Genomic DNA, 19,229 nt, shown 5'->3' on the forward strand with positions numbered 1-19,229 from the left:
CCGTAATTGTGGAGATGGCTGCGATATTTTTCGATCTCGATGGAACCCTGCTAGAGTTCGATCGGGCGTATAGTTCGATTCTCTCGGCTGCGTTCCGATCAGTTGGTGGTGAGTCGCGACGGGCCTGGGTTGATGGCTACAGCGAGGCCTTTTTCGAGGCGTTTGAGGCGTGCGAGCCCGAACCGTATCGGCGTGCGTTCGACGCGATCGACGTTGCACATGAAACCGAACTGCTTGTGGAGGCGCTACAGAACCAGGAGGTATCGGCCTGTCAGCCGTCTCCAGACGTCCATTCGGCACTGGACCGGTTGGCTGGCGAGTTCGAGCTTGGCGTGGTAACGAATGGAGTTCCCGATTGGCAGCGCGAGAAGCTTCGTGCCTACGATCTTGAAGAGCGGTTTGACGTGATCGTTGCCTCGTATGCGGCCGGCGCGCACAAACCAGATCCTGCGCCGTTTCGGCTCGCAGAACAGCGCTTACCAACAGAAAAATACACGATGGTCGGTGACGACGATGCGGATATCGCTGGTGCCAACGCTGTTGGCTGGTCGTCAATTCGATACACTGGTGGGGGATTCGCGACGATCGCCGAGGAGTTGTTAGCCGAGCGCTGATCGGACACGCTGTTACGGTCGAATCCCGGCTGATCTGCGACGGAAACAACACGTCAGCACTGGTTTCACAGCTGCTCATCGCCGCGAGTTTCCGCCATCCGTTTATAGCAGAGAGAATCATGCAAGAGTGAATGTCAGCTTCGCAGATTGGCCGTATCCCGCCGCAATCAGTACGCCACCTCCCCGTGCTGGCCGGCAATCTGGTCCCACTCGTTGGCATTCTCCAGTTTGGGTGGGATCCCAGAACGCTCGCCGTGATATATGGAATCGAATTTCTGCTGTTGTTCCCACTCGCTGCGGTGAAAGCACTGTTCGCCCAGCAGCCACCGGGAGAAGATCCAGGCGATGATGATGAGGGGATTGAGCTTCGAAGCGATCTCAACGAAAAACGCGGATGCGTAAGAATTCATGACCGGCTCCCGCCGATCTATTTACGAACTGTTCCGTTTTCGCTGCAAATACTTGAACTGGGTGTGATTGGAAGCTCATTTTTATTGGCTGGTATCGGTAGCATCGTTCCTCTCGCGACGACACTCGCCCAGCCAGCAGTGTTCGCAGGAGGCCTTTCGCTCGTTGTCGGACAGTTGATCGACACCGGCTACAGCTACTTTCACCGAAAACAGTACGTCGAAGCCTCCCCGTACGCCGTCGTCGAACGTCCGTTCCGGTTGGTGTTATTTCACTTTTTAGTTTATATGCTGATCGAAAATTTTGATTCGAACGGGACACTGTTGGTAGCGAGTTTCGTGATCGTAAAGATGGCTGCGGACTGGTCAGGCATCCGTGCAGAAGATGATGGTGGGAGCCGACTCACAAGGTGGCTCGCGGGATTAGACGAAACCGAGTCGATTGCGCCAATGGAACCACCCGTTGGCACACCCACCGCAACGTTTGACGTGGACAAACGAGCAGCGGTTGCCACCGCACTCTGGCGGACAACCACGAAGTCAGCAATCGGATATGTGATATTAGTTTTTATTAGCTGGTTATGCTGGATAACCATTATTTTCGGCAGAATACCATCACGCAGAATTTTGCTTATGAGCGCAATCGTCGCGGTAACGTTGTTTACCGTACTGTTCTGTGGGAATCTGATCGAACGACTACTCGCAACGGGCTGGTTGCGATATGGACGGTTCGAGGACCGAATCGTTGCAATCGATCGACTGACGGGTGAGCCACAGTGGAGCGCCCCGATTGAGTCCCTCCGAAACGTCGCGGCTGATGAGTATGCATTCCCGGATCGGCTGTTGGGTACACGAACGATTGACGTAACCGTGGGGTGGGACGACGAGAATGAGCGGGCGATCGGCCCGATCAATCAGCCGGACGCCTTCATTCGGGCATTCGACTTCTCCGACGATGTGATCGAACTCCAGGAACTCAATCGATGGGTCGCTGGCACTGCCGTCGTGGCGGCTATCGGCATCATCCTGGCTATCGTCGGTGGGGCATGGATGGTAGAATCACTTCGTAGCGTTGAATTTTTCGTGGCTGGCACACTACTGCTGGTCATCGTTCCGAATGTTCTCTGGGATTTTGCTCATGGGTAACCTATTGTTCAAACAGTCTTTCACAATTATTCCTAAATAACTTTATAAGCGATCGGGAAGGCAATGCAACACGAGAGCACAGATGCGCCACGGGGCGTTGTGCGTTCGTGTATGAACGCGCCGGGTGTGCACACCACCCGACGCTGGGCTCTCGTCAAGGCGATTTGCCCATGCAATGGGAGAACACACGCGACCGTAATTGTACCGACTCACTAACCTACTACAGCCACAGCTGTGTCGTCTGTCGGCGCCAGCTTCGTGGCCACCGTGATCATCATCTTGCCTGTCCACTCTGGGGGCGACGATGACGCTTCCCCTATTTTTGTTCAGAGACGAGGATCGCAACTGCGTGAACCTCTCGACGGTGGATTCACGATCTGAGCTCTCGGAGGCCGAGCTCTACCACGTGGTGGACATCGGCACCGGAACATGGTGTCGGCCATGTCAGTCCACGAACTGTCCGCACGCCACCAGAATTGAGCAGATTCTGACGATGGCAGATCTGGCGAGCGAACGGACGAACTTTGAGCACTTGCCTGGGATCGAGCGGATCACACGCTATCGCGCGACTGGGGAGACGGTCGTGGCCGCGACGTTCGACACTGGCGCGAAGGTCCGATATCACGAGACGAACACCGGCGAAATTCATCAGCTCACCTTCCCCGCTGACGATCCAAAATCACCACTCGAACGGATCGACCGACCGGGCTGTTCCAGTGCAGCAGACGGGTTGATCGACCTGCTCGATGCGTACGGCCGGTATCGCAGTCTCGGCTGTCCAACCGGCCTCAAAGATCAACATCCCGCAGTTGCTCGGATCACCACTGAGCGCTAGCAAGCAGGGCAGGCCGGCGAGCGGATCGTTCAGTCGTGAGGCCCCCTCACAGTGATTTCCTGGTCAGAATCGGCAATCGAATCTCGACTGATCTGCGACGAAAACAGCACGACAGCGTTGGCTTCACTATGCGTTTCCGTCACCCGTTTATAGCAGAGAGAATCATGCAAGAGTGAATGTCAGCGCTGCAGAATGGCCGAGCCCTTCCCCAGTCGATACGGCACCTCCCCGTGCTGACTGGCAATTTAGTTCCACTCGTTGGTGTCCTCCAATTCGGCTGGGATCCTAGAACGCTCGCCGTCATCTACGGAATTGAATTTCTGCTGTTGTTCCCACTCGCTGCGGTGAAAGCGCTGTTCGCCCAGCAGCCACCGGAAGAAGACCGTGACGACGATGCAGAGACAGACTTCCAAAGCGGTCTCAAAGACAAACGCGGAAGCGTGAGAATTCATGACCGGCTCCCGCCGATCCATTTGCGAACCGTTCCATTTTCACTGGAAATACTTGAACGGGGCACGTTTGGCAGCGTCTTTTTGCTGGTCGGTATCGCTAGCGTTGTTCCTCTTGAGTCGACACTCACCCAACCAGCAGTACTCACTGGCGGCCTTTCGCTCGTTGCCGGACAGCTGATAGACACCGGCTACAGCTACTTTCACCGAAAACAGTACGTCGAAGCCTCCCCGTACGCCGTCGTCGAGCGGCCATTCCGGATGGTGTTCGTTCTCTTTATCGTCTTGACCTTCGTCGCAGACATTGACAGTACCGGTACGCTGGTGGTAGCGGGCTTTGTGGGCGTAAAAACGCTCTCAGATTGGGCTGCCGTCCGCGCAGAAGACAACGGTGGTGGCCGACTCATCAGCTGGCTCGCTGGACCGGATGAAGCCGTTTCGCCTGCGCCAATTGATGTGCCCGATGGCGCACCCACAGCAACGTTTGACGTGGACAAACGAGCAGCGGTCGCCACCGCACTCTGGCGGACGATCACGAAGACAGGACTCGGTTATGCCAGTACCGTTTCTGTGAGTTGGTTCTGCTGGACAGTCTTTATTGTCGGTGAAATTCCACCCCGAAATATTTTGCTTATGAGTGTCATTGTTGCGGTAACGCTGTTCGGCGTGCTGTTCTGTGGTAATTTGATCGAGCGCGTGCTTGCAACCGGCTGGATGCGATATCAGCGTCTTGAGGACCGAATCGTTGCGATCGATCGACTGACAGGCGAGCCACAGTGGTGCGCCTCGATTGAGACGCTCCGGAACGCTGCGGCCGATAACTCCGCACTGGCGGATCGGCTGTTGGGAACACGAACGATCGACGTAACCGTGGGCTGGGACGATGAGAGCGAGCGGACGATCGGCCCGATCAATCAGCCGGAAGCCTTCGTTCGGGCATTTGACTTCTCCGACGACGTGACCGAACTCCAGGAGCTTAATCGCTGGATTGTCGGCGCGACGACCGTTTCGGTTATCGGTATTCTTGTGGCCATCGCCGGTGGAGTACGGATGGTGGAGTCACTTCGAGGCGTTGGATATCTAGCGTTTGGCGGACCAATGCTCTTTATCGTACCGAAGATTCTCTGGTATTTCGCTCATCGGTAGTTGAACTCACCCTGCGTTCTATTTGCAATCTCGGTGTCGTCATTCTAGAGCGGAGCAACAAAACCGCGTCTTCAGCAGCCATAGCTGAAAATATCACACCGTATCCGTTGCCAGCGTCTCGACGGTTCCCTGTGAGAGTCGGCGACCCCAGAGCACCACCACAGCTCCCACGAGGACTCCGAGCCCACCAGCGAGCGAAAACGTCGTGGCGTAGCCGAGCCGCTCGATCAGCGGTTGGCTCACCAGCGGCGTGCTGAACTGCCCCAGATACAGCGTCATTGTGACGCCACTCATTGCCCGTCCGCGAATTCGTTCGGGAGCCAGCCGGGCGATCCAGAGATTGGCCGTCGGGAGCATCAGCCCCCATCCAAGGCCGGCAACGACCAGTCCGGTGAGAATAACGGCGATGCTGGAGGACTCCCCGATGATGAGATAGCCAGTACCCATCAGTCCGAACACCGAGACAAATAATCCAGTCGGACCAACCCGGCGTTTGATCCAGCTCACCCTGAGCGCGACGACCATAGCGACGAGGTTGTACGATCCAATGAGGAGTCCCGACCCGGTGGCCGTCATCGCGCCAGCGCCCTGGAGATAGAACGGTAACTGCACCGTGAGCAAATAGAAAACGGTTGCACAGAGATACGTGAGCAGATACACCCCACTCAGCAGCCCCACCGGTGTGGACTCTAGCAGATCAAATGAGAGTGCATCCGAACTCGATGTCGTCTCCGGTTCGTCGATGATGACGAACACGAGTGGAACGAGCACGATAGCGGCCCCATACACCAAAAACGGAACCCGCCAGCCCAGCGCCGCAAGCGAGCCCCCACCCGCGAGCGAGAGAAAGCCGGTGATGTTGAACGTCGCTCCCTGCCAGCCGAGCACCGTATCGCGCCGGTCACCGCTGAAGTAATCCGCGATGAGCGTCGTCGTTGCCACCGTCAGCGCTCCAACACCGACGCCCTGAATCGCCCGAACAACCAGAAGATGCCACAGTTCCGTTCCCAGATAGCCAGCCGTTCCCCCAGCGGCGTACACCACGATTGCGCCACAGAGCACCGACCGCCGGCCAAGCCGATCGACCAGGGTTCCAGCAATCGGTGCAGAGACGACGATCAGCGCGGCCGGCAACGTCAGCACCAACCGCGACAACGTCGCCACGTTTGGCGTCGCATGAAACGTCGATTCGATCGCCGGCAACGCTGGCGACAGCAGCGTCGAACTGAGGACCGTGAGCGAACTGGCGAGCAACAACGACATCGTCACCCGACGAGTGGGCTGGTGGCTCATGCGTGGATCGCTCCCCCAATGTGTGACCGTAAGTGATAGTCCATACCAAACTGTCTTGCTGGAGAGCAGTATATAACAGCGTGTAGATGATTACACGTTTATCATATGGTGGAAATAGCGCTGCAGAATGGCACTAGCGAACAGCCGAGGATAAGCTAGTTGTGGCAGTGTCCTCGAAGAGGACCAATGGCTCGTGTGGAAATTCGTATCGACGGGCGTCCAGTCGAGGACTGGCTTGCCGGTCTCTCCGAGTCGATGGCGAACGCCCAGTTCACGCTGCTTGCCAGCCAGGATTCCGGCGATACGCTCAGGGAGATCATCGACGTTCGAACCGAGTCGCCGGCGACGATCGTCGAGCGACTCTGTGCAGATGCACACGTCACGTCGCATGATGTCCTTCACCGGGAGCGACGGCGGTTGCTAGTGCAGTTTCAGATTCCAATCTCGGAGACGTACGCCGTTCTCAGACGGGCCGGCATCCCACCACATTATCCAGTCCATCTTGAGGCCGGCTGGTACACCCACGAGTTCAGTGCTGACCAGGACCGGATCGACGAGTATGTAGCTGGCCTCAGGGAGGCGAACATTCCGTTTGAGGTGCTCTCGGTCAGGGATTCACCTGAACAGGCGACGGTGCTCACCGATCGACAGCAGGAGTTTCTCGCAGTAGCGATCGAGCACGGATTCTACGAAACGCCACGGGAGTGTACGCTCACTGAGCTCGCCGAGGCGTTGGAGATCAACGCCTCCGCGCTGAGTCGGCTGCGCCATCGGACCGAAAGCCGGCTCGTTCACGCGTTCATGGCGTCCGGTGGCGGCTCCTGAGCGAATCTAACTCGCGTGATTTATGCCTCTTCGATTTCGTCGTATCTCAGCGTCGCCGTCAGTTGCATTGTGTGGGTTCCATACACCAGCTTTGGAACCGGAACTTCGGCCGTAACATCGAGGAGCGGCGTTCGGGCGGTCACATCCGCTGGTCGTTCGAACGTGGTCGCGAAGGTGTAGGAGGTCGTGCTTTTCTGGCCAGACCGCAGACGCACACGCCAGAAGCTGGTCGTCTCCGTGTGGTCTTCATTCAACAGCGCCGTGTGGGAGTCTCTCTCGTCGGTGGGAACGACCGTCGAGCGCCGCGTTGGATTCGGTGGAACGCGATCCAGTTCGCCCAGCAGGGTGTGTTTCAGATCGACCCCTGCGTGTCCCTTTCCAGACGAACAGCCAGAACGACCGGTGATCACCCGCACTTCTGTGGTGCACGCCAGTAATCGTTGGTCGCCACGGTCATACTCCTGGACACGAGTTTCGACTCCCAGATTTCCGTAGGGACAGTCCTCGGACGATCGTCTGACGAATGCAGCCGTGGGCGCAACGCTTGCGGGCAGACGCTGGATGGAGCCTCCAAAATTCGCTGGCGTTCCAGCGCCGTTGCTCGTGAGTGCGCTCCCAACGAGTCCCCCAGCCGCGAAGCAGCCGAGCTGTAACACACGGCGACGCGTTGGCATACTCGTTCGGTGTGCTATCTCCTGAAGTGTTTTTTGGATATTAGCTTGGAAGCTGGTGGATCACCGCAGCGATAATCTGTAATCTGAACAGTCTTTCACAATTATTCCTACATAACTTTATAAGCAATCGGGAAGGCAATGCAACACGAGGGTACAGCTGCGCCACGGGGCGTTGCGCGTTCGTGTTGAATGTGCCGGGTGGTTAGGTCACCCGACGCTGGGCTCTCACGAGATGCGATTGCCCATGCCATGGGAGAACACACGCGACCGTAATTGTACCGACTCGATGAACGTCTATAGCCACAGCTGTGTCGTCTGTCGCCGCCAGCTTCGTGGCCACCGTGATCATCATCTTGGCTGTCCGCTGTGGGGGCGACGATGACGCTTCCCCTATTTTTGTTCAGAGACGAGGATCGTAACTGCGTGAACCCCTCGACGGTCGATTCACGATCTGAGCTCTCGGAGGCCGAGCTCTATCACGTGGTGGACATCGGCACCAGAACCTGGTGTCGGCCCTGTCAATCGACGGGCTGTCCACACGCCACCAGAATCGAACAGATCCTCACAATGGCCGATCTCGCAAGCGAGCGGACTAGCTACGAGCACTGCCCGGAATCGAGCGAATCACGCGCTATCACGCCACCGGCGAGATTCATCAGCTCACCTTCCCCACTGAAGATCCAAAATCACCACTCGAACGGATCGACCGGCCGGGCTGTGCGAGTGCGGCTGATGGACTGATCGAGCTTCTCGATTCCTATGGGCGCTATCGCAGCCTTGGTTGCCCAACCGGGCTCGAGGATCAACATCCCGCCGTTGGGCGGATTACGACCGACAACTAGGACGGAAAGACCGACAGCAGCCTACGGACGATACATAACCGTCCCCTCCCAGCGACCGTAGAGATCGTCCGATTTCTTGTCCGGATCGAACAGCAACACGGTCACCGCCAGCTGGCCGGATTCGAACTGCTTGAGCGCCCCGGTTGGAATGTCGATATTGTAGGTGACGTCTGGGATGTCATCGAGTTCTCTGGTACGAGCGACGAGCACGCCATCGAGCTTCACCGCGAACGTTGGCTCACCCGGCTCGTCCGGCGAGGGATCGACATCCTCCATTACAGTGTTTCCATGCACGCGAATGTCGAAATCTGCGTAGCCGTCGCCGTTCTCGACCGTGTTGATGAACTCCACATCATCGATCCGGTCGTCGTATTTCGGATCGGGATTGTTGATCGGCTCTGGCGCTTCCCACGATTCGTCCGGTACAGATGGTCCATCAGATTGTGTCGACGACGGCATGTCCGTGGCCGTGTCAGTTGCCGTCGCATCTTCGGGCGTCGTCACATCTGCAGGCGTCGTTGAGTCTGCAGGCGTCGATGTCGGCGTCGGTTTCTCGCCACCACCGGATGAACCACCACTGTCTGAATCACCATCACCCGAGCCGCCACCACCTGACGACTGTCCACCACCGCTCGAACCGTCATCACCGGAGTGTTGACCACCACTCCCACCAGTATCGCTCGATGCACCGATCTCCCGATAGAGATCCGTACATCCCGCAAATACGCTCACTACACCTGCTGAAACCACACCAAGCAACGTCCGTCGAGAACAATATTGGTCTGTCATACACTGATCGCTCAATCGCGAAAATCGAACGGAGCGATTCCCGTTCGTTACCAGTTACATGTGATACTGATAGTATTATAATCCGATCGCTTTCGATCCCCGCAGGCAGTGCTCCAGGAGAGACTCCAGGTATTGCGTATTCAGCGGTTTGTTTGATAAAAACGTTGGGCGCTCAGGGCTGATAGGTGACGGTTCCAGTCCATCTGCCGAACAGATCGTCACGCGATTTATCCGCCTCTAGCAGTAGGATTTTGACCTCTAGCTCGCCAGCATCAAACTGCTCAAGCGCCCCCGTGGGGATGTCGAGTTCCCAGGAGCCCTGTTTTCGATAGGCCACAGTGTCCGACCGCGTCACGAGAACGTCATTGATCTTCACGGCGAAATACGGCTCGCCCGGTTCATCCGGTTCGGGATCAACATCCTTCATCCAGCTGTTGGCACCAACCTGTACGTCGAAATCTGCGTAGCCATCGCCATTTTCGATCGTGTTGATGATGTCAACGTCGTTAATCCGATCGTCGAAATCACCCTCATCGATCGGACCGTTGATCGGTTCGGGCTCTTCCCATGGCTCATCCGGTACCGATGGGTCTGAGCCGCCATTGCCACCATCATTGGAGCCATCACCACCGCCGTTGTTGGAACCACCACCATCATTTCCACCGGAACCACCATTGTCACCCTGGCCCTCCCCTCCTGAGGAAGCGTCGTCCGAGTCGCCCGTGCTTGCACCGATATCGCGGTAGATGTCCGTGCAGCCGGCAAGCGAACTCCCGATTCCAATGGACGCAATACCAACAACCGCCCGTCGTGTGTATTGTTTGTCAGTCATAGAACGTTCGGTGTGTCGATGTATCGAACGAGTAGTGCGACACGCTCGTCCGTTAGGAAAACATCTCCGGAGATAAGTTATACGAAATCAAGGAGAAGACCTGCCCCTTCGCCAGAAATGCTTTGCATTTCTGGCTGATCAGCAGAACTTCGTTCAGCCACTTCGCCAGAAACGCTTCGTGTTTCTGGTTAGTAGCCAGACGTAGTCTGGCGACACAGTCCAGAGTTTACCTTCATGACTTGTTCTGTGGATTCTCACCGAGGGAACAAGTGGTAGACTGCAAACCCTAATATCCCAACGCTGAGCAAACCGAAGGTTTGCGAGGTTCACAAATCCTCAATTCGCTTGACTCGAGTTTCCCGCACCAGAATGCGCAGGGTAATATCAACACACCCATCATATTCATTTCTCCAAAGAGACATAACGTTCTATTGGTAGCCACTCGAGTCACAGTTTGTATCGTGTACGGCTACTTTCGTGGGCCCTCATTCCATCTGTATCTATCCCAGTAATATTTATTTTTTAATATATTGTACTAATTTTAGCCTTGGTAATCGATATTAATTAGTCGTGGATTTTAGTACAATAATGCAGGTGTTGGGACTATCGAGTCGATCGAGTCGGCGATCGTTTATGAAAGCAATCAGTACAGGCGTTATCGGGCTCTGTACCGCTGGGAAGGGAGCTGCTACGCGGACAAAGCCTAGCGTGGTGCTCCGAAAAGGAACAAAACAGGCGACACCAATTTTTCAAAACTCCGCGAGGGAACCAGGACCGACCGCGTTGATCATCGGTGGTGTCCACGGCAATGAACGCGCCGGGTATCTCGCAGCCGAACGACTCGCTCGCTGGAAGCCGACTCGGGGCGAGACGATCGTTGTCCCCCGAGCTAACACAGTTGCGGTCGCAAACGAGACACGAGAGGCAAACGGCGATCTGAACCGCCAATTTCCAATCGGCGAACGCCCGACAACGCCGTTAGCACGAGCACTCTGGGGGCTCATCGAGCGATCACAGCCCGACGTGATCATCGATCTCCACGAATCGTCCGGACGCTATATCGACGGCAAGCTCGGCCAGTCGATCGCATATCCGCCATTCGAAGGGGTTCGATCGAGAGTCAGTCAACTCGTCAGTCGCCAGAACCGATCGATCGATCGGGCCGAAAATCGGTTCCATCCACGGTCACTCCCCAGACCGAGCGAGCGCCCATCCGGTGTGCTTGTAAAACGGGCCGCCTTCGAGCAGCGGATTCCCGCGTTTCTCATCGAAACGTACAGCGAACTCGAGCTCACAGACCGGCAGCGATACCACGAATCGCTCACGAAAGGGGTGATTCAGGAACTGTCCACCAGACGAGGGCCACACGATGGCATCCCCACGAACAACGGGTGGTCGCCGTACGATAGCCGACGGATGAGCACGCTGATCGACCAGCTCCCCTAATCCATCGGCGGAAAAACAGCGCAACCACCTTGTACGAGCACCGTGAGATCCGACTATGAGCGATCGGAACGCAGCAATTTCGCGGTCTACTTCAGAAACCGAGATCGACCTGACGCTCGATCTCGACGGGAACGGTGATGCGACCGTCGATACGGGAATCGGATTTTTCGATCACATGCTCGCGTCGTTCGCCAAACACGGACTGTTCGATCTCACTGTCCGTGTAGAGGGCGATCTGGAGGTCGACGACCACCACACGATCGAGGATGTTGGAATCGCCCTTGGTTCGGCTATCGATACGGCGCTCGACGACCGACGTGGAATCAACCGGTTTGCAGACCGACGAATTCCCCTGGACGAAGCCGTCGCATCGGTCGTGGTCGATCTGAGCGGGCGTCCACTGTGTGCGTTCGAGGGAACGTTCTCCCAGGAGCAGGTTGGTGAGATGACGAGCCAGCTGGCTGCCCACTGGCTGCGGTCGGTCGCAATGAATGGCGGGTTCACGGTCCACGCAGACGTTACAGGCGAGAACGCCCACCACGAGATCGAAGCGCTGTTCAAGTGCGTTGCCCGCACGCTCGACGACGCCACGCGGATCGATGACCGTCGGTCTGATACGCCATCGACGAAGGGAGCGCTCTGAGATGTTCGACGAGATCATGCAGAAATTCGAGAACAGTCCGAGCCAGCAGGCCGTCGTGCGGCTGTTGCTCGAACGAGGATTTTCTGTCAACGACGACGGGCGTGTTGTTTCGGGCGGAATCGAAATCCCAAACACCGGGATCGCCCGTGAAATCGACGTTGACCGGCGGGTTGTCGATGCAACAACCGACGAGCTGTTGGATGATGAAACGCTGCGACGGATTTTTCAGAACATCTCTGCCGTGCCGTCGCTCAAAGATCTCGCACCCGTGCTGGATCTGACGGTCCTCACTGTCTACGTCGATGATGCCAGCGAGTCGGGGATCGCAGCTGACATGATCGACCACATTGCGAGCCACGACATCTCGATCAGACAGCTGTTTACCGAAGATCCGGAGTTTGCCGACATGCCCTCGTTGACCGTAATCATCGACACGCAGCTGCCAGGAGAGCTGCTCAACGAGTTACAGTCGCTCGAATTCGTCCGTCGAATCGAGATCGAGTAGCTCAATCGAGATCCATCCCTTCGACGATTTCGAACTCTTCGTCGCCGTCGAACCGCGTCGGTGAAAACGGTCCAGACGGTGTGCCATCACAGATGGCCTCGGCGAGACGTTCACCCATCGCTGGCGCGCGCATAAAGCCATGTCCCTGCCAGCCAGCGCCAACGTAGACAGTGTCGGTGAGCGCACCAACGAGCGGATCGCCGTCAGGGGTGGCCGTACACAGCCCAGCCCATGACCGTTCTACAGGGAGCGTTCGATCGATCGCCGTTTCGAGATACCCATCGACGGCCGACAAAAACCAGTCGTCGGCCGCTCGGTCGTACGTCTCCGGATCGCGCTCGATCGGTTCGGTGCCATCACCAACGAATAACCCATCGCCGTTTGGACGGAGATAGTAGCCACCCGTTGCATCGAACAGCATCGGAACGTCGCCGTCGATTGCGTCGGTGGTGAGCGCCTGGACGCGGTAGGGCTTGATCGGAACTGGCAGGCCGGCATCAGCCAGTAGCGAGGGCGTGTGTGCACCGGCCGTTACCAGTACCACATCGAATGATTCTCGGCCGGCCGGCGTGCTGACCGTCCCGTTGGGATCGATACCCACAGGCGTCTTCTCGAAAATCGTCGCACCACGGTCGGCCGCCAGCGACCCCATCGCACGCGTGTATGCACCCGGATCGGTGTAGCCGGCGTTTTCCACCCAGGCTGTGAGTGCAACGTCCTCAACGGCCAGCGTGTCAAAGCGCTCGCCCAGTGTTTCACCGTCGATCGTTGATACGGCCAGCCCGTTCGAACGCATCCGATCGACGCCATCACGAAGGGCATCACGCCCCTCGGTATCTCCCGCACGGACGAGCCAGACATACGGACAGTCGGTGAATTCGATTCTGCCAGCTCCGTCGAGCTCTCGAAACCGCTCCATCGACCGGCTACCGAGACGGGCATCGAGCGGGTCAGTGTAGGCGTCATAACAGAGCCCAGCTGCCCGACCGCTGCTTGCAGCGTCGTCTCCGATCTCGGTCCGGTCGTACAGCGTCACTGAAACGCCGCGGTCGGCGAGTGCTGCAGCCGTGGTCGTGCCTACCGCACCGGCACCAACGATTGCAACTCTCACGGTCGTTTTCTCGAAAGTTCGCTCCCACAGATGGGACAGCGACCGGGGTTCTCATCGAACTCACGCCCACAGCCGACACACATGAACTGCCAGTCGCGCTCTTCGGTAATTCCCTCCTGGTCGATCCCATCGATGGCGATCGAGAGCCGTTCTGCGACGTTTTGCATGGCGTAATCGTCGGTAACAAGGGTACCATCAAGCTCGACAGCAGCGGCCAACAGCCGAATGTCGGTCTCCGAAAGCGTGCCGAAATCACCCGTCTGGCGCGCCGTCCGCTCGACGTGCTCAATAGCAGCCTGTTCGGGCACGTGGACGTGCATCCCGCTGCCCTCCAGGGCATCGAACCGATAGCCGTTTTCGTCGGTAAGCTCTTCACGGACACGTGGAACAGTCGCTGTCCTGTCAGTCGTGTCGTACCCTTTAATGAACGCAGAAGCGTCGAGAACGTGCATTTCGTTATCGTCGGACGATGACATGATCTTTCACAGCAGTGACGCGATCGACCGGAATGAGATAGTGGCCGTAATCGTTCGTCGCGAAGTTCTCATTCCCCCCGTCTTTTGGATCGACGATGAGGTTCTCGAGTTTCCCATTATCGACGTTCATCGTGATGTTGTGCAGAATGCCGATGTACGTGCCGTCAGAACCCGTAATTGCCTTCTCCGAAAGGTTCTCGGCGAGGATCGTGGGCATATATTCGACATACCAGAGGGTAGTATATAAAGGCGGGGGAACGTCCGGAGGAACCACGTAGACGCTGGTGTCTTAAGACTTAACCCGGCAGGCGGCTACTGGCCTGTAAGGAGTTTCTCTCCGGGTGAGTTATGTCTGATACGGATACCAATACCGACGCCCAGGGTGGCGACCTCCGCACGCCAATCGTCGCCGTTCTGGGACACGTCGATCACGGAAAAACGAGTTTGTTAGACGAAATACGTGGGTCTGCGGTGACACAGGGTGAATCCGGTGCGATCACCCAGCACATCGGTGCGACGGCGGTGCCCCTTGACATCATCTCCGACATCGCCGGTCAGCTCGTCAATCCGGACGATTTCGATCTCCCAGGCCTATTGTTCATCGACACGCCGGGGCATCACTCGTTTTCGACACTACGCTCTCGTGGTGGTGCACTGGCCGATATCGCAATTCTCGTCGTCGACGTAAACGACGGCTTTCAACCACAGACGATCGAGGCGCTCGACATTCTAAAGCGCACACAGACGCCCTTCGTCGTCGCAGCCAACAAGATCGACACCACACCTGGCTGGAACACACAGGAGCCCGGCCCCGTACAGGAGAGTCTCGAGGCCCAGTCCGACCGAACGAGCCAGCGGCTCAACGAATCGCTCTATGAGTTGATCGGCGAGCTCAGCGATCACGACATCTCGGCCGACATGTACTGGCAGGTCAGGGATTTCCAGCAGAACGCAGGACTCGTTCCCCTGAGCGCGCTCACTGGCGAAGGGATTCCGGATCTGCTCACGGTGTTGATGGGACTCTCCCAGCGCTATATGAAAAACGAGATGGCGATAGACACCACCGGACCGGGATCGGGAACCGTCCTTGAGGTGACCGACGAACGCGGCTTTGGCACGACGCTCGATGTGGTCCTCTACGACGGAACGATCCGGACCGATGATACGATCGTCGTTGGGGGATCACACAAACCGATCGTCACCGACGTTCGAGCGCTGTTGCAACCGCGCGAGCTCAGCGAAATCCGGACGGAAAAGCAATTTGAGAAAACTGATGAAGTCACGGCCGCCGCGGGTGTGAAGATCGCTGCCCCAGACCTTGGGGACGCGATTGCAGGTGCACCGGTGCGTGTCGTTCGCGATCAGTCACAGGCGGCCGTCCTTGAGGCAGTCGAAGCCGAACTCGCCGAGTTTGCCGTTTCGACAGACGAAAGCGGTGTCGTCGTCAAAGCCGACACACTCGGTAGTCTCGAGGCAATAGCCAACACGCTCCAGGAGGTGGAGATTCCCATCGTTCGCGCGGAGGTCGGCGACGTGGCTTCACGCGACGTAGCCGTCGCATCAACCGCCGAAGAGCCCACCAATCGGGCAATTCTGGCGTTCAACGTCGACATCCTCGACGATGCGCTGGACCGCGCCGACGAACAGGAGATCCGTCTGTTTTCTGACGACGTGATCTACCAGCTCGTCGAGGAGTATGAGGAGTTCGTCGATGAGATCGAGCGGGCACAACAAGACACCGTTCTCGAGAACATTTTGCATCCCTGTACGTTCCGAATCCTCGACGATCACACGTTCAGACAATCCGATCCGGCCGTCGTTGGCGTCGAAATCATGTCTGGTACGCTCTATCGAAACTCACCTGTCGTTCGCTTCGATGGCAATGAGCCCACCCGGGTTGGCATTCTCAAAGGGATTCAATCACAGGGCGAAGACATCGACTCCGCACGCGCTGGAGAACGCGTCAGCGTCTCCATCGATGGCCCGACTGTCGGCAGGCAGATCGAAGAGGGCGACGATCTGTGGACGGAGATTCCGGAGAAACACGCCAAAATCCTCGAACAGGAGCTCAAAGACGAGATTCCAGCCGACGAACGCGAGGCACTCGGGCGCTATCTCGACAACCGGCGGACCGTCGACCCGTTCTGGGGGAAGTGAACTCGCGGACCACAACAGTTTGAGGTAATAACTATTAATTAGGTGGGTGCCGTCGTTTCATCCAGATGATCAGCGCCTTCGTGAGTTCCTACGATGTGGTGCTTGCCGCGATGGCGTTGCCAGTGGTGATAGGACTACTGATAAGTGCGATAACAGGTGTATCAGCGACGGTAGGGCTCGTAATTGGTGGGATTCCGTCATTGCTGGTGCTGGGATACGCGTTGTTCGTCGCGCCGCCGCCGAAAGGATAGGTCAGACTAACAGGCTGTCGGCTCGACATCCGAGAGCGCGCGTTTGACCTGGAGTGCAGCACCGGCCGCAAGTTCGTGTGCGAGCGTGTCGTGTTCCTGTTCGCTGGCGTCGATCGGAATTCCCGTGGAGATTGCCTGTCCAACGGGAGGCTGGACGCTCACAGCCCCGTGCGTACCGTCGGGATTCGCTCTGAGTTCCGAGCCGACGACGAACTCATCGGGCAACAGCGCGCGCGTCCGTTCGCTTACCGTTGCCACATCTTCGCGCAGTGTGGTGATCTGCTCCGAAGAAAGTTCCTCCTCGTCGGCAAAATCTGCATAGGGTGCATTGCCGTGCATTCGACCGGTAAATGGGAACGAGACATATAAATGATGCTGATTCGCCAGGTTGTCAACCACGTTTCAATAGTTCAGAGAATCGGTCGAGCGTTGCCATAGACCGCACAAACGACGGTAGTGGTGTAGGTGTCACCCGGTTGTGCTGGTGCGCCAACGATTTTCTGTCCGGTATCGGAAAAATCCCAGTCCCGGAGTTCGCGACCGGCCGCTATGCCATCGGCAAGTTTCGTGGTGACGGCATCTGGATCAGTGCCGCTCGCTTCATAGAAGATACCGCGGCCGTTGCCTTCGGTCGCCCAGCTGAGACCGGCGACCGCATCACCAGTTGTGACGGTTTCACGCGCCTGCACGACGGTGAGCTGTGTTCCGGTTGGGCCAAGATCGGGTGCAGCGCCGACAACTTCGAGTGTGCCACTCCGTGGGATGACCGATGATAGCTGAACGAGATTGTAGTTGTGGATATTCGCCTCCGCAAGCGCCCCATCGTAGGAGGCCTTTTCTGTCGGGGCCGTCGCTGTTCCCCAGACGATTCTAATCAGACCCATTGACTGAACAGAGGTGATCAGCCCGCTAAGGGGTTTGGTTTTGCCGAGAGAGCAGAACGTGGAAAAACTTCGACAGCAGATGGACACGCATGGACAGCTTCTGGTCGCTTGAATACACACACGACAGCGAGCTTCCGGTGGACGAATACGATCTCCGGACGCCACACGAGCTGGCTCGTCGCGCCCTCGATCGGTGGAGTGAGCCGGGAGATCGCGTGCTCGATCCGTTCGCTGGCTATGGCACGACGCTGTCGGTAGCCGAATCGATGGATCGCGTACCCTTCGGTGTCGAGTACGAGCCCAAACGGGTGGCCTACGCCCGTAACCATCTCGACGATCCGACACGGATCCGACAGGGTGATCTCCGAACGATTGATCCGAGCTCGCTCGGACGAATTGATTGTTGTTTCACATCGCCGCCATTTATGGAGAAAACAGACAGTCGGAACCCGTTCGAGAACTATGGAGGTACGAGCAGTTATGCTTCGTATCTCGACGACATCGAGAACATCTTCGAACGGCTTCGATCAGTGTTCGTTCCCGGAGCACGGGTGATTCTCGACATCGTGAATATGAAACACGAAGGGCGGGTGACGACGCTCGCCTGGGACGTGGCTGATCGGTTGTCGAATCAGTACTCGTTCGATGGCGAGCAGGTGATCGTCTGGGAAGACACCGAGGACGCGACCGATGGACGGTACGGCTATGGGTTTGATCACTCCTACTGTCTGGTGTTTTCCGTTCCGGAGTGAGCAGTCCGTTCGAGAATCACACCGATTGAGCCGCCATGAATCGACACGATCAGTCCACTGCCAACGGGCCCAACCAGTGGAACGCTCAACAGTAGGTGGTGGCACAATCCAAGAACGATAAAAATGGCCAGAATCGTCCGGCCATATCCTCGTGTTCGACGCCAGCTCTTCTGAATCGCTTCCACAATCGTCGCTCCATCCACGATCAATCCAGAAACGAGAAACAGCCGAACGAACACGAACATCCCGATAACAAACAGAGGGATTACGATCCACACACTCCTGATTTCGAACAGCACGGACAGCAACGACACAAGGAAGGCAAACACCACGTAGCGACCGGCAGTTCGATTCGTGAGTGGCCGCGCTCGAACCCTGGACAGTACAAACAGGCCAGCACCAACGCTGGCGAGAAAGCCAGCGAGCTGGAGAACGAACAGCCACGCAACCCACTGCGCTCGCAAGCCACCGACCGCATTCAGCTGTGTCGTCGTGGTTCCGGTGATGGTCACCGGAACATCAAGTGAAATCGCAAATCGGAGCTCCCGAACGCCGACGTAGTCGGTCACCGGGATCGGATCGCCACGCCTGAGATGATCGACAGCGGCGACGACCGCCCCAGCAGCCATCGGAACGAGGACTGCCATTTTGTCGTCCCTGAGTCCGTGAATGGCCTGCATGAGTACTCGAAGAAAGCCGATTCGTGATCGTTCGGCGGACTGCTCGCTCATGAAACCTCCAGGACGTAGAAATGGCCGTTTCAAGCGGTGAACAGCGTCGAACCGGCGATTGCGACGGCGGAGAATGACCCCAATCCCGTTCGAGGTGAGAACGACCACCGGCGCGTCCCTGTTTGGGCGTCAAGTGCCACAATGCCACGGTGGAGCGTGTCGCTCTCAGACACCGGAACATAAACAGTGTCGTTCGCAACAGCTGGCTGGGAAAGTGCGCTTCCCATCGGATTCGTCACGACAGCCGTAAGCAGTCCACCGACACCAGCACAGAAATCGAGAAACTGCCGTCGAGTCGAACGATCAGACACAATTGTCTGTTGTTGGACTGATAGATGATAAGCGTGCCCCTGCCAACAGATCCGACCGAACAGTATCCATGACCGAACTGTTTATTCCGCCACCCAGCCACTACCGGACG

Annotated in this window: 23 protein-coding genes; 12 read left to right on the forward strand and 11 right to left on the reverse strand. The window is 57.3% G+C overall.

Annotated elements, in window-relative coordinates; translation table 11 throughout:
- The first annotated feature begins 14 nt into the window (after window positions 1-14).
- From JXQ78_RS07805 to JXQ78_RS07820, 4 genes are all read left to right on the forward strand, one after another.
- Complete coding sequence (locus JXQ78_RS07805) at window positions 15-614, forward strand: HAD family hydrolase (RefSeq protein ID WP_330630211.1); 600 nt, start codon at window positions 15-17, stop codon at window positions 612-614.
- A 131-nt stretch (window positions 615-745) separates the two neighbouring features.
- Window positions 746-2,167 (forward strand): DUF6498-containing protein, encoded by a 1,422-nt coding sequence (locus JXQ78_RS07810; RefSeq protein ID WP_330630212.1) that lies wholly within the window; start codon window positions 746-748, stop codon window positions 2,165-2,167.
- 304 nt (window positions 2,168-2,471) lie between these two features.
- On the forward strand, window positions 2,472-3,002 hold the full coding sequence (locus JXQ78_RS07815; protein ID WP_330630213.1) for a hypothetical protein: 531 nt from the start codon (window positions 2,472-2,474) through the stop codon (window positions 3,000-3,002).
- 176 nt (window positions 3,003-3,178) lie between these two features.
- The gene (locus JXQ78_RS07820) at window positions 3,179-4,597 is read left to right on the forward strand and encodes a DUF6498-containing protein (protein WP_330630214.1); all 1,419 of its coding nucleotides are present in this window, start codon (window positions 3,179-3,181) and stop codon (window positions 4,595-4,597) included.
- Window positions 4,598-4,690: 93 nt separating this feature from the next.
- Here JXQ78_RS07820 and JXQ78_RS07825 read toward each other — a convergent pair whose 3' ends face one another.
- Window positions 4,691-5,890, reverse strand: a complete 1,200-nt coding sequence (locus JXQ78_RS07825) for an MFS transporter (RefSeq protein WP_330630215.1) — start codon at window positions 5,888-5,890, stop codon at window positions 4,691-4,693.
- A 186-nt stretch (window positions 5,891-6,076) separates the two neighbouring features.
- On the opposite strand from JXQ78_RS07825, the gene JXQ78_RS07830 reads away from it, so the two are divergent.
- A complete protein-coding gene (locus JXQ78_RS07830) occupies window positions 6,077-6,715 on the forward strand; it encodes a helix-turn-helix domain-containing protein (RefSeq protein ID WP_330630216.1) in 639 nt (212 codons plus the stop codon).
- A gap of 20 nt (window positions 6,716-6,735) precedes the next feature.
- Here the strand turns inward: JXQ78_RS07830 and JXQ78_RS07835 are convergent, their stop codons facing one another.
- Entirely contained in the window at window positions 6,736-7,389 is a 654-nt protein-coding gene (locus JXQ78_RS07835; protein WP_330630217.1) for a hypothetical protein, read from the reverse strand.
- 378 nt (window positions 7,390-7,767) lie between these two features.
- On the opposite strand from JXQ78_RS07835, the gene JXQ78_RS07840 reads away from it, so the two are divergent.
- Window positions 7,768-8,130 carry a hypothetical protein gene (locus JXQ78_RS07840; RefSeq protein ID WP_330630218.1) on the forward strand — a complete coding sequence of 121 codons (363 nt, stop codon included), beginning with the start codon at window positions 7,768-7,770 and terminating at the stop codon, window positions 8,128-8,130.
- Window positions 8,131-8,252: 122 nt separating this feature from the next.
- Here the strand turns inward: JXQ78_RS07840 and JXQ78_RS07845 are convergent, their stop codons facing one another.
- The gene (locus JXQ78_RS07845; protein WP_330630219.1) at window positions 8,253-9,020 is read right to left on the reverse strand and encodes a hypothetical protein; all 768 of its coding nucleotides are present in this window, start codon (window positions 9,018-9,020) and stop codon (window positions 8,253-8,255) included.
- Window positions 9,021-9,192: 172 nt separating this feature from the next.
- A complete protein-coding gene (locus JXQ78_RS07850) occupies window positions 9,193-9,852 on the reverse strand; it encodes a hypothetical protein (protein WP_330630220.1) in 660 nt (219 codons plus the stop codon).
- 588 nt (window positions 9,853-10,440) lie between these two features.
- Here JXQ78_RS07850 and JXQ78_RS07855 point away from each other — a divergent pair.
- From JXQ78_RS07855 to JXQ78_RS07865, 3 genes are read left to right on the forward strand one after another with little or no spacing between them, the layout of a single operon-like run.
- The gene (locus JXQ78_RS07855; RefSeq protein WP_330630221.1) at window positions 10,441-11,298 is read left to right on the forward strand and encodes a M99 family carboxypeptidase catalytic domain-containing protein; all 858 of its coding nucleotides are present in this window, start codon (window positions 10,441-10,443) and stop codon (window positions 11,296-11,298) included.
- Between the two features lie 55 nt (window positions 11,299-11,353).
- Entirely contained in the window at window positions 11,354-11,941 is a 588-nt protein-coding gene (gene hisB, locus JXQ78_RS07860; protein WP_330630222.1) for an imidazoleglycerol-phosphate dehydratase HisB, read from the forward strand.
- A 1-nt stretch (window position 11,942) separates the two neighbouring features.
- A complete protein-coding gene (locus JXQ78_RS07865) occupies window positions 11,943-12,446 on the forward strand; it encodes an amino acid-binding protein (protein WP_330630223.1) in 504 nt (167 codons plus the stop codon).
- Between the two features lies 1 nt (window position 12,447).
- Here JXQ78_RS07865 and JXQ78_RS07870 read toward each other — a convergent pair whose 3' ends face one another.
- From JXQ78_RS07870 to JXQ78_RS07880, 3 genes are read right to left on the reverse strand one after another with little or no spacing between them, the layout of a single operon-like run.
- Complete coding sequence (locus tag JXQ78_RS07870; protein WP_330630224.1) at window positions 12,448-13,557, reverse strand: NAD(P)/FAD-dependent oxidoreductase; 1,110 nt, start codon at window positions 13,555-13,557, stop codon at window positions 12,448-12,450.
- On the reverse strand, window positions 13,554-14,009 hold the full coding sequence (locus JXQ78_RS07875; protein WP_330632806.1) for an NOB1 family endonuclease: 456 nt from the start codon (window positions 14,007-14,009) through the stop codon (window positions 13,554-13,556). Before JXQ78_RS07875 ends, JXQ78_RS07870 begins: the two co-directional genes overlap by 4 nt.
- A 4-nt stretch (window positions 14,010-14,013) precedes the next feature.
- Window positions 14,014-14,250 (reverse strand): PRC-barrel domain-containing protein, encoded by a 237-nt coding sequence (locus JXQ78_RS07880; RefSeq protein ID WP_330630225.1) that lies wholly within the window; start codon window positions 14,248-14,250, stop codon window positions 14,014-14,016.
- Between the two features lie 131 nt (window positions 14,251-14,381).
- Here JXQ78_RS07880 and infB point away from each other — a divergent pair, with 131 nt between their 5' ends.
- The gene (gene infB, locus JXQ78_RS07885) at window positions 14,382-16,190 is read left to right on the forward strand and encodes a translation initiation factor IF-2 (RefSeq protein WP_330630226.1); all 1,809 of its coding nucleotides are present in this window, start codon (window positions 14,382-14,384) and stop codon (window positions 16,188-16,190) included.
- 65 nt (window positions 16,191-16,255) lie between these two features.
- Complete coding sequence (locus JXQ78_RS07890; protein WP_330630227.1) at window positions 16,256-16,441, forward strand: hypothetical protein; 186 nt, start codon at window positions 16,256-16,258, stop codon at window positions 16,439-16,441.
- Between the two features lie 6 nt (window positions 16,442-16,447).
- Here the strand turns inward: JXQ78_RS07890 and JXQ78_RS07895 are convergent, their stop codons facing one another.
- Together JXQ78_RS07895 and JXQ78_RS07900 are read right to left on the reverse strand one after the other, a co-directional pair.
- Window positions 16,448-16,780, reverse strand: a complete 333-nt coding sequence (locus tag JXQ78_RS07895) for a DUF5811 family protein (protein ID WP_330630228.1) — start codon at window positions 16,778-16,780, stop codon at window positions 16,448-16,450.
- A gap of 71 nt (window positions 16,781-16,851) precedes the next feature.
- Window positions 16,852-17,325 (reverse strand): pyruvoyl-dependent arginine decarboxylase, encoded by a 474-nt coding sequence (locus tag JXQ78_RS07900; protein WP_330630229.1) that lies wholly within the window; start codon window positions 17,323-17,325, stop codon window positions 16,852-16,854.
- An 89-nt stretch (window positions 17,326-17,414) separates the two neighbouring features.
- Between JXQ78_RS07900 and JXQ78_RS07905 the strand changes: the two genes are divergently transcribed.
- A complete protein-coding gene (locus tag JXQ78_RS07905; protein ID WP_330630230.1) occupies window positions 17,415-18,077 on the forward strand; it encodes a DNA methyltransferase in 663 nt (220 codons plus the stop codon).
- On the opposite strand, the gene JXQ78_RS07910 is transcribed toward JXQ78_RS07905, so the two are convergent.
- Together JXQ78_RS07910 and JXQ78_RS07915 are read right to left on the reverse strand one after the other, a co-directional pair.
- Complete coding sequence (locus JXQ78_RS07910; protein WP_330630231.1) at window positions 18,047-18,808, reverse strand: hypothetical protein; 762 nt, start codon at window positions 18,806-18,808, stop codon at window positions 18,047-18,049. The genes JXQ78_RS07905 and JXQ78_RS07910 overlap by 31 nt on opposite strands.
- A gap of 29 nt (window positions 18,809-18,837) precedes the next feature.
- Entirely contained in the window at window positions 18,838-19,119 is a 282-nt protein-coding gene (locus JXQ78_RS07915) for a twin-arginine translocation signal domain-containing protein (RefSeq protein WP_330630232.1), read from the reverse strand.
- Between the last annotated feature and the right edge of the window lie 110 nt (window positions 19,120-19,229).

Source organism: Halocatena halophila, from assembly GCA_027563145.1.
Lineage (GTDB): Archaea > Halobacteriota > Halobacteria > Halobacteriales > Haloarculaceae > Halocatena > Halocatena halophila.

Excerpts from the sequence above, each read along its gene's own strand:
- JXQ78_RS07845 (WP_330630219.1), bottom strand. The coding sequence starts at position 9,020 with ATGACAGACCAATATTGTTCTCGACGGACGTTGCTTGGTGTGGTTTCA.
- JXQ78_RS07805 (WP_330630211.1), top strand. The coding sequence starts at position 15 with ATGGCTGCGATATTTTTCGATCTCGATGGAACCCTGCTAGAGTTCGAT.
- JXQ78_RS07810 (WP_330630212.1), top strand. The coding sequence starts at position 746 with ATGTCAGCTTCGCAGATTGGCCGTATCCCGCCGCAATCAGTACGCCAC.
- JXQ78_RS07835 (WP_330630217.1), bottom strand. The coding sequence starts at position 7,389 with ATGCCAACGCGTCGCCGTGTGTTACAGCTCGGCTGCTTCGCGGCTGGG.
- JXQ78_RS07895 (WP_330630228.1), bottom strand. The coding sequence starts at position 16,780 with ATGCACGGCAATGCACCCTATGCAGATTTTGCCGACGAGGAGGAACTT.
- JXQ78_RS07900 (WP_330630229.1), bottom strand. The coding sequence starts at position 17,325 with ATGGGTCTGATTAGAATCGTCTGGGGAACAGCGACGGCCCCGACAGAA.
- JXQ78_RS07890 (WP_330630227.1), top strand. The coding sequence starts at position 16,256 with ATGATCAGCGCCTTCGTGAGTTCCTACGATGTGGTGCTTGCCGCGATG.
- JXQ78_RS07905 (WP_330630230.1), top strand. The coding sequence starts at position 17,415 with ATGGACAGCTTCTGGTCGCTTGAATACACACACGACAGCGAGCTTCCG.
- JXQ78_RS07865 (WP_330630223.1), top strand. The coding sequence starts at position 11,943 with ATGTTCGACGAGATCATGCAGAAATTCGAGAACAGTCCGAGCCAGCAG.
- JXQ78_RS07815 (WP_330630213.1), top strand. The coding sequence starts at position 2,472 with ATGACGCTTCCCCTATTTTTGTTCAGAGACGAGGATCGCAACTGCGTG.
- JXQ78_RS07855 (WP_330630221.1), top strand. The coding sequence starts at position 10,441 with ATGCAGGTGTTGGGACTATCGAGTCGATCGAGTCGGCGATCGTTTATG.
- JXQ78_RS07850 (WP_330630220.1), bottom strand. The coding sequence starts at position 9,852 with ATGACTGACAAACAATACACACGACGGGCGGTTGTTGGTATTGCGTCC.
- infB (WP_330630226.1), top strand. The coding sequence starts at position 14,382 with ATGTCTGATACGGATACCAATACCGACGCCCAGGGTGGCGACCTCCGC.
- hisB (WP_330630222.1), top strand. The coding sequence starts at position 11,354 with ATGAGCGATCGGAACGCAGCAATTTCGCGGTCTACTTCAGAAACCGAG.
- JXQ78_RS07910 (WP_330630231.1), bottom strand. The coding sequence starts at position 18,808 with ATGAGCGAGCAGTCCGCCGAACGATCACGAATCGGCTTTCTTCGAGTA.
- JXQ78_RS07840 (WP_330630218.1), top strand. The coding sequence starts at position 7,768 with ATGACGCTTCCCCTATTTTTGTTCAGAGACGAGGATCGTAACTGCGTG.
- JXQ78_RS07880 (WP_330630225.1), bottom strand. The coding sequence starts at position 14,250 with ATGCCCACGATCCTCGCCGAGAACCTTTCGGAGAAGGCAATTACGGGT.
- JXQ78_RS07875 (WP_330632806.1), bottom strand. The coding sequence starts at position 14,009 with ATGCACGTTCTCGACGCTTCTGCGTTCATTAAAGGGTACGACACGACT.
- JXQ78_RS07830 (WP_330630216.1), top strand. The coding sequence starts at position 6,077 with ATGGCTCGTGTGGAAATTCGTATCGACGGGCGTCCAGTCGAGGACTGG.
- JXQ78_RS07820 (WP_330630214.1), top strand. The coding sequence starts at position 3,179 with ATGTCAGCGCTGCAGAATGGCCGAGCCCTTCCCCAGTCGATACGGCAC.
- JXQ78_RS07825 (WP_330630215.1), bottom strand. The coding sequence starts at position 5,890 with ATGAGCCACCAGCCCACTCGTCGGGTGACGATGTCGTTGTTGCTCGCC.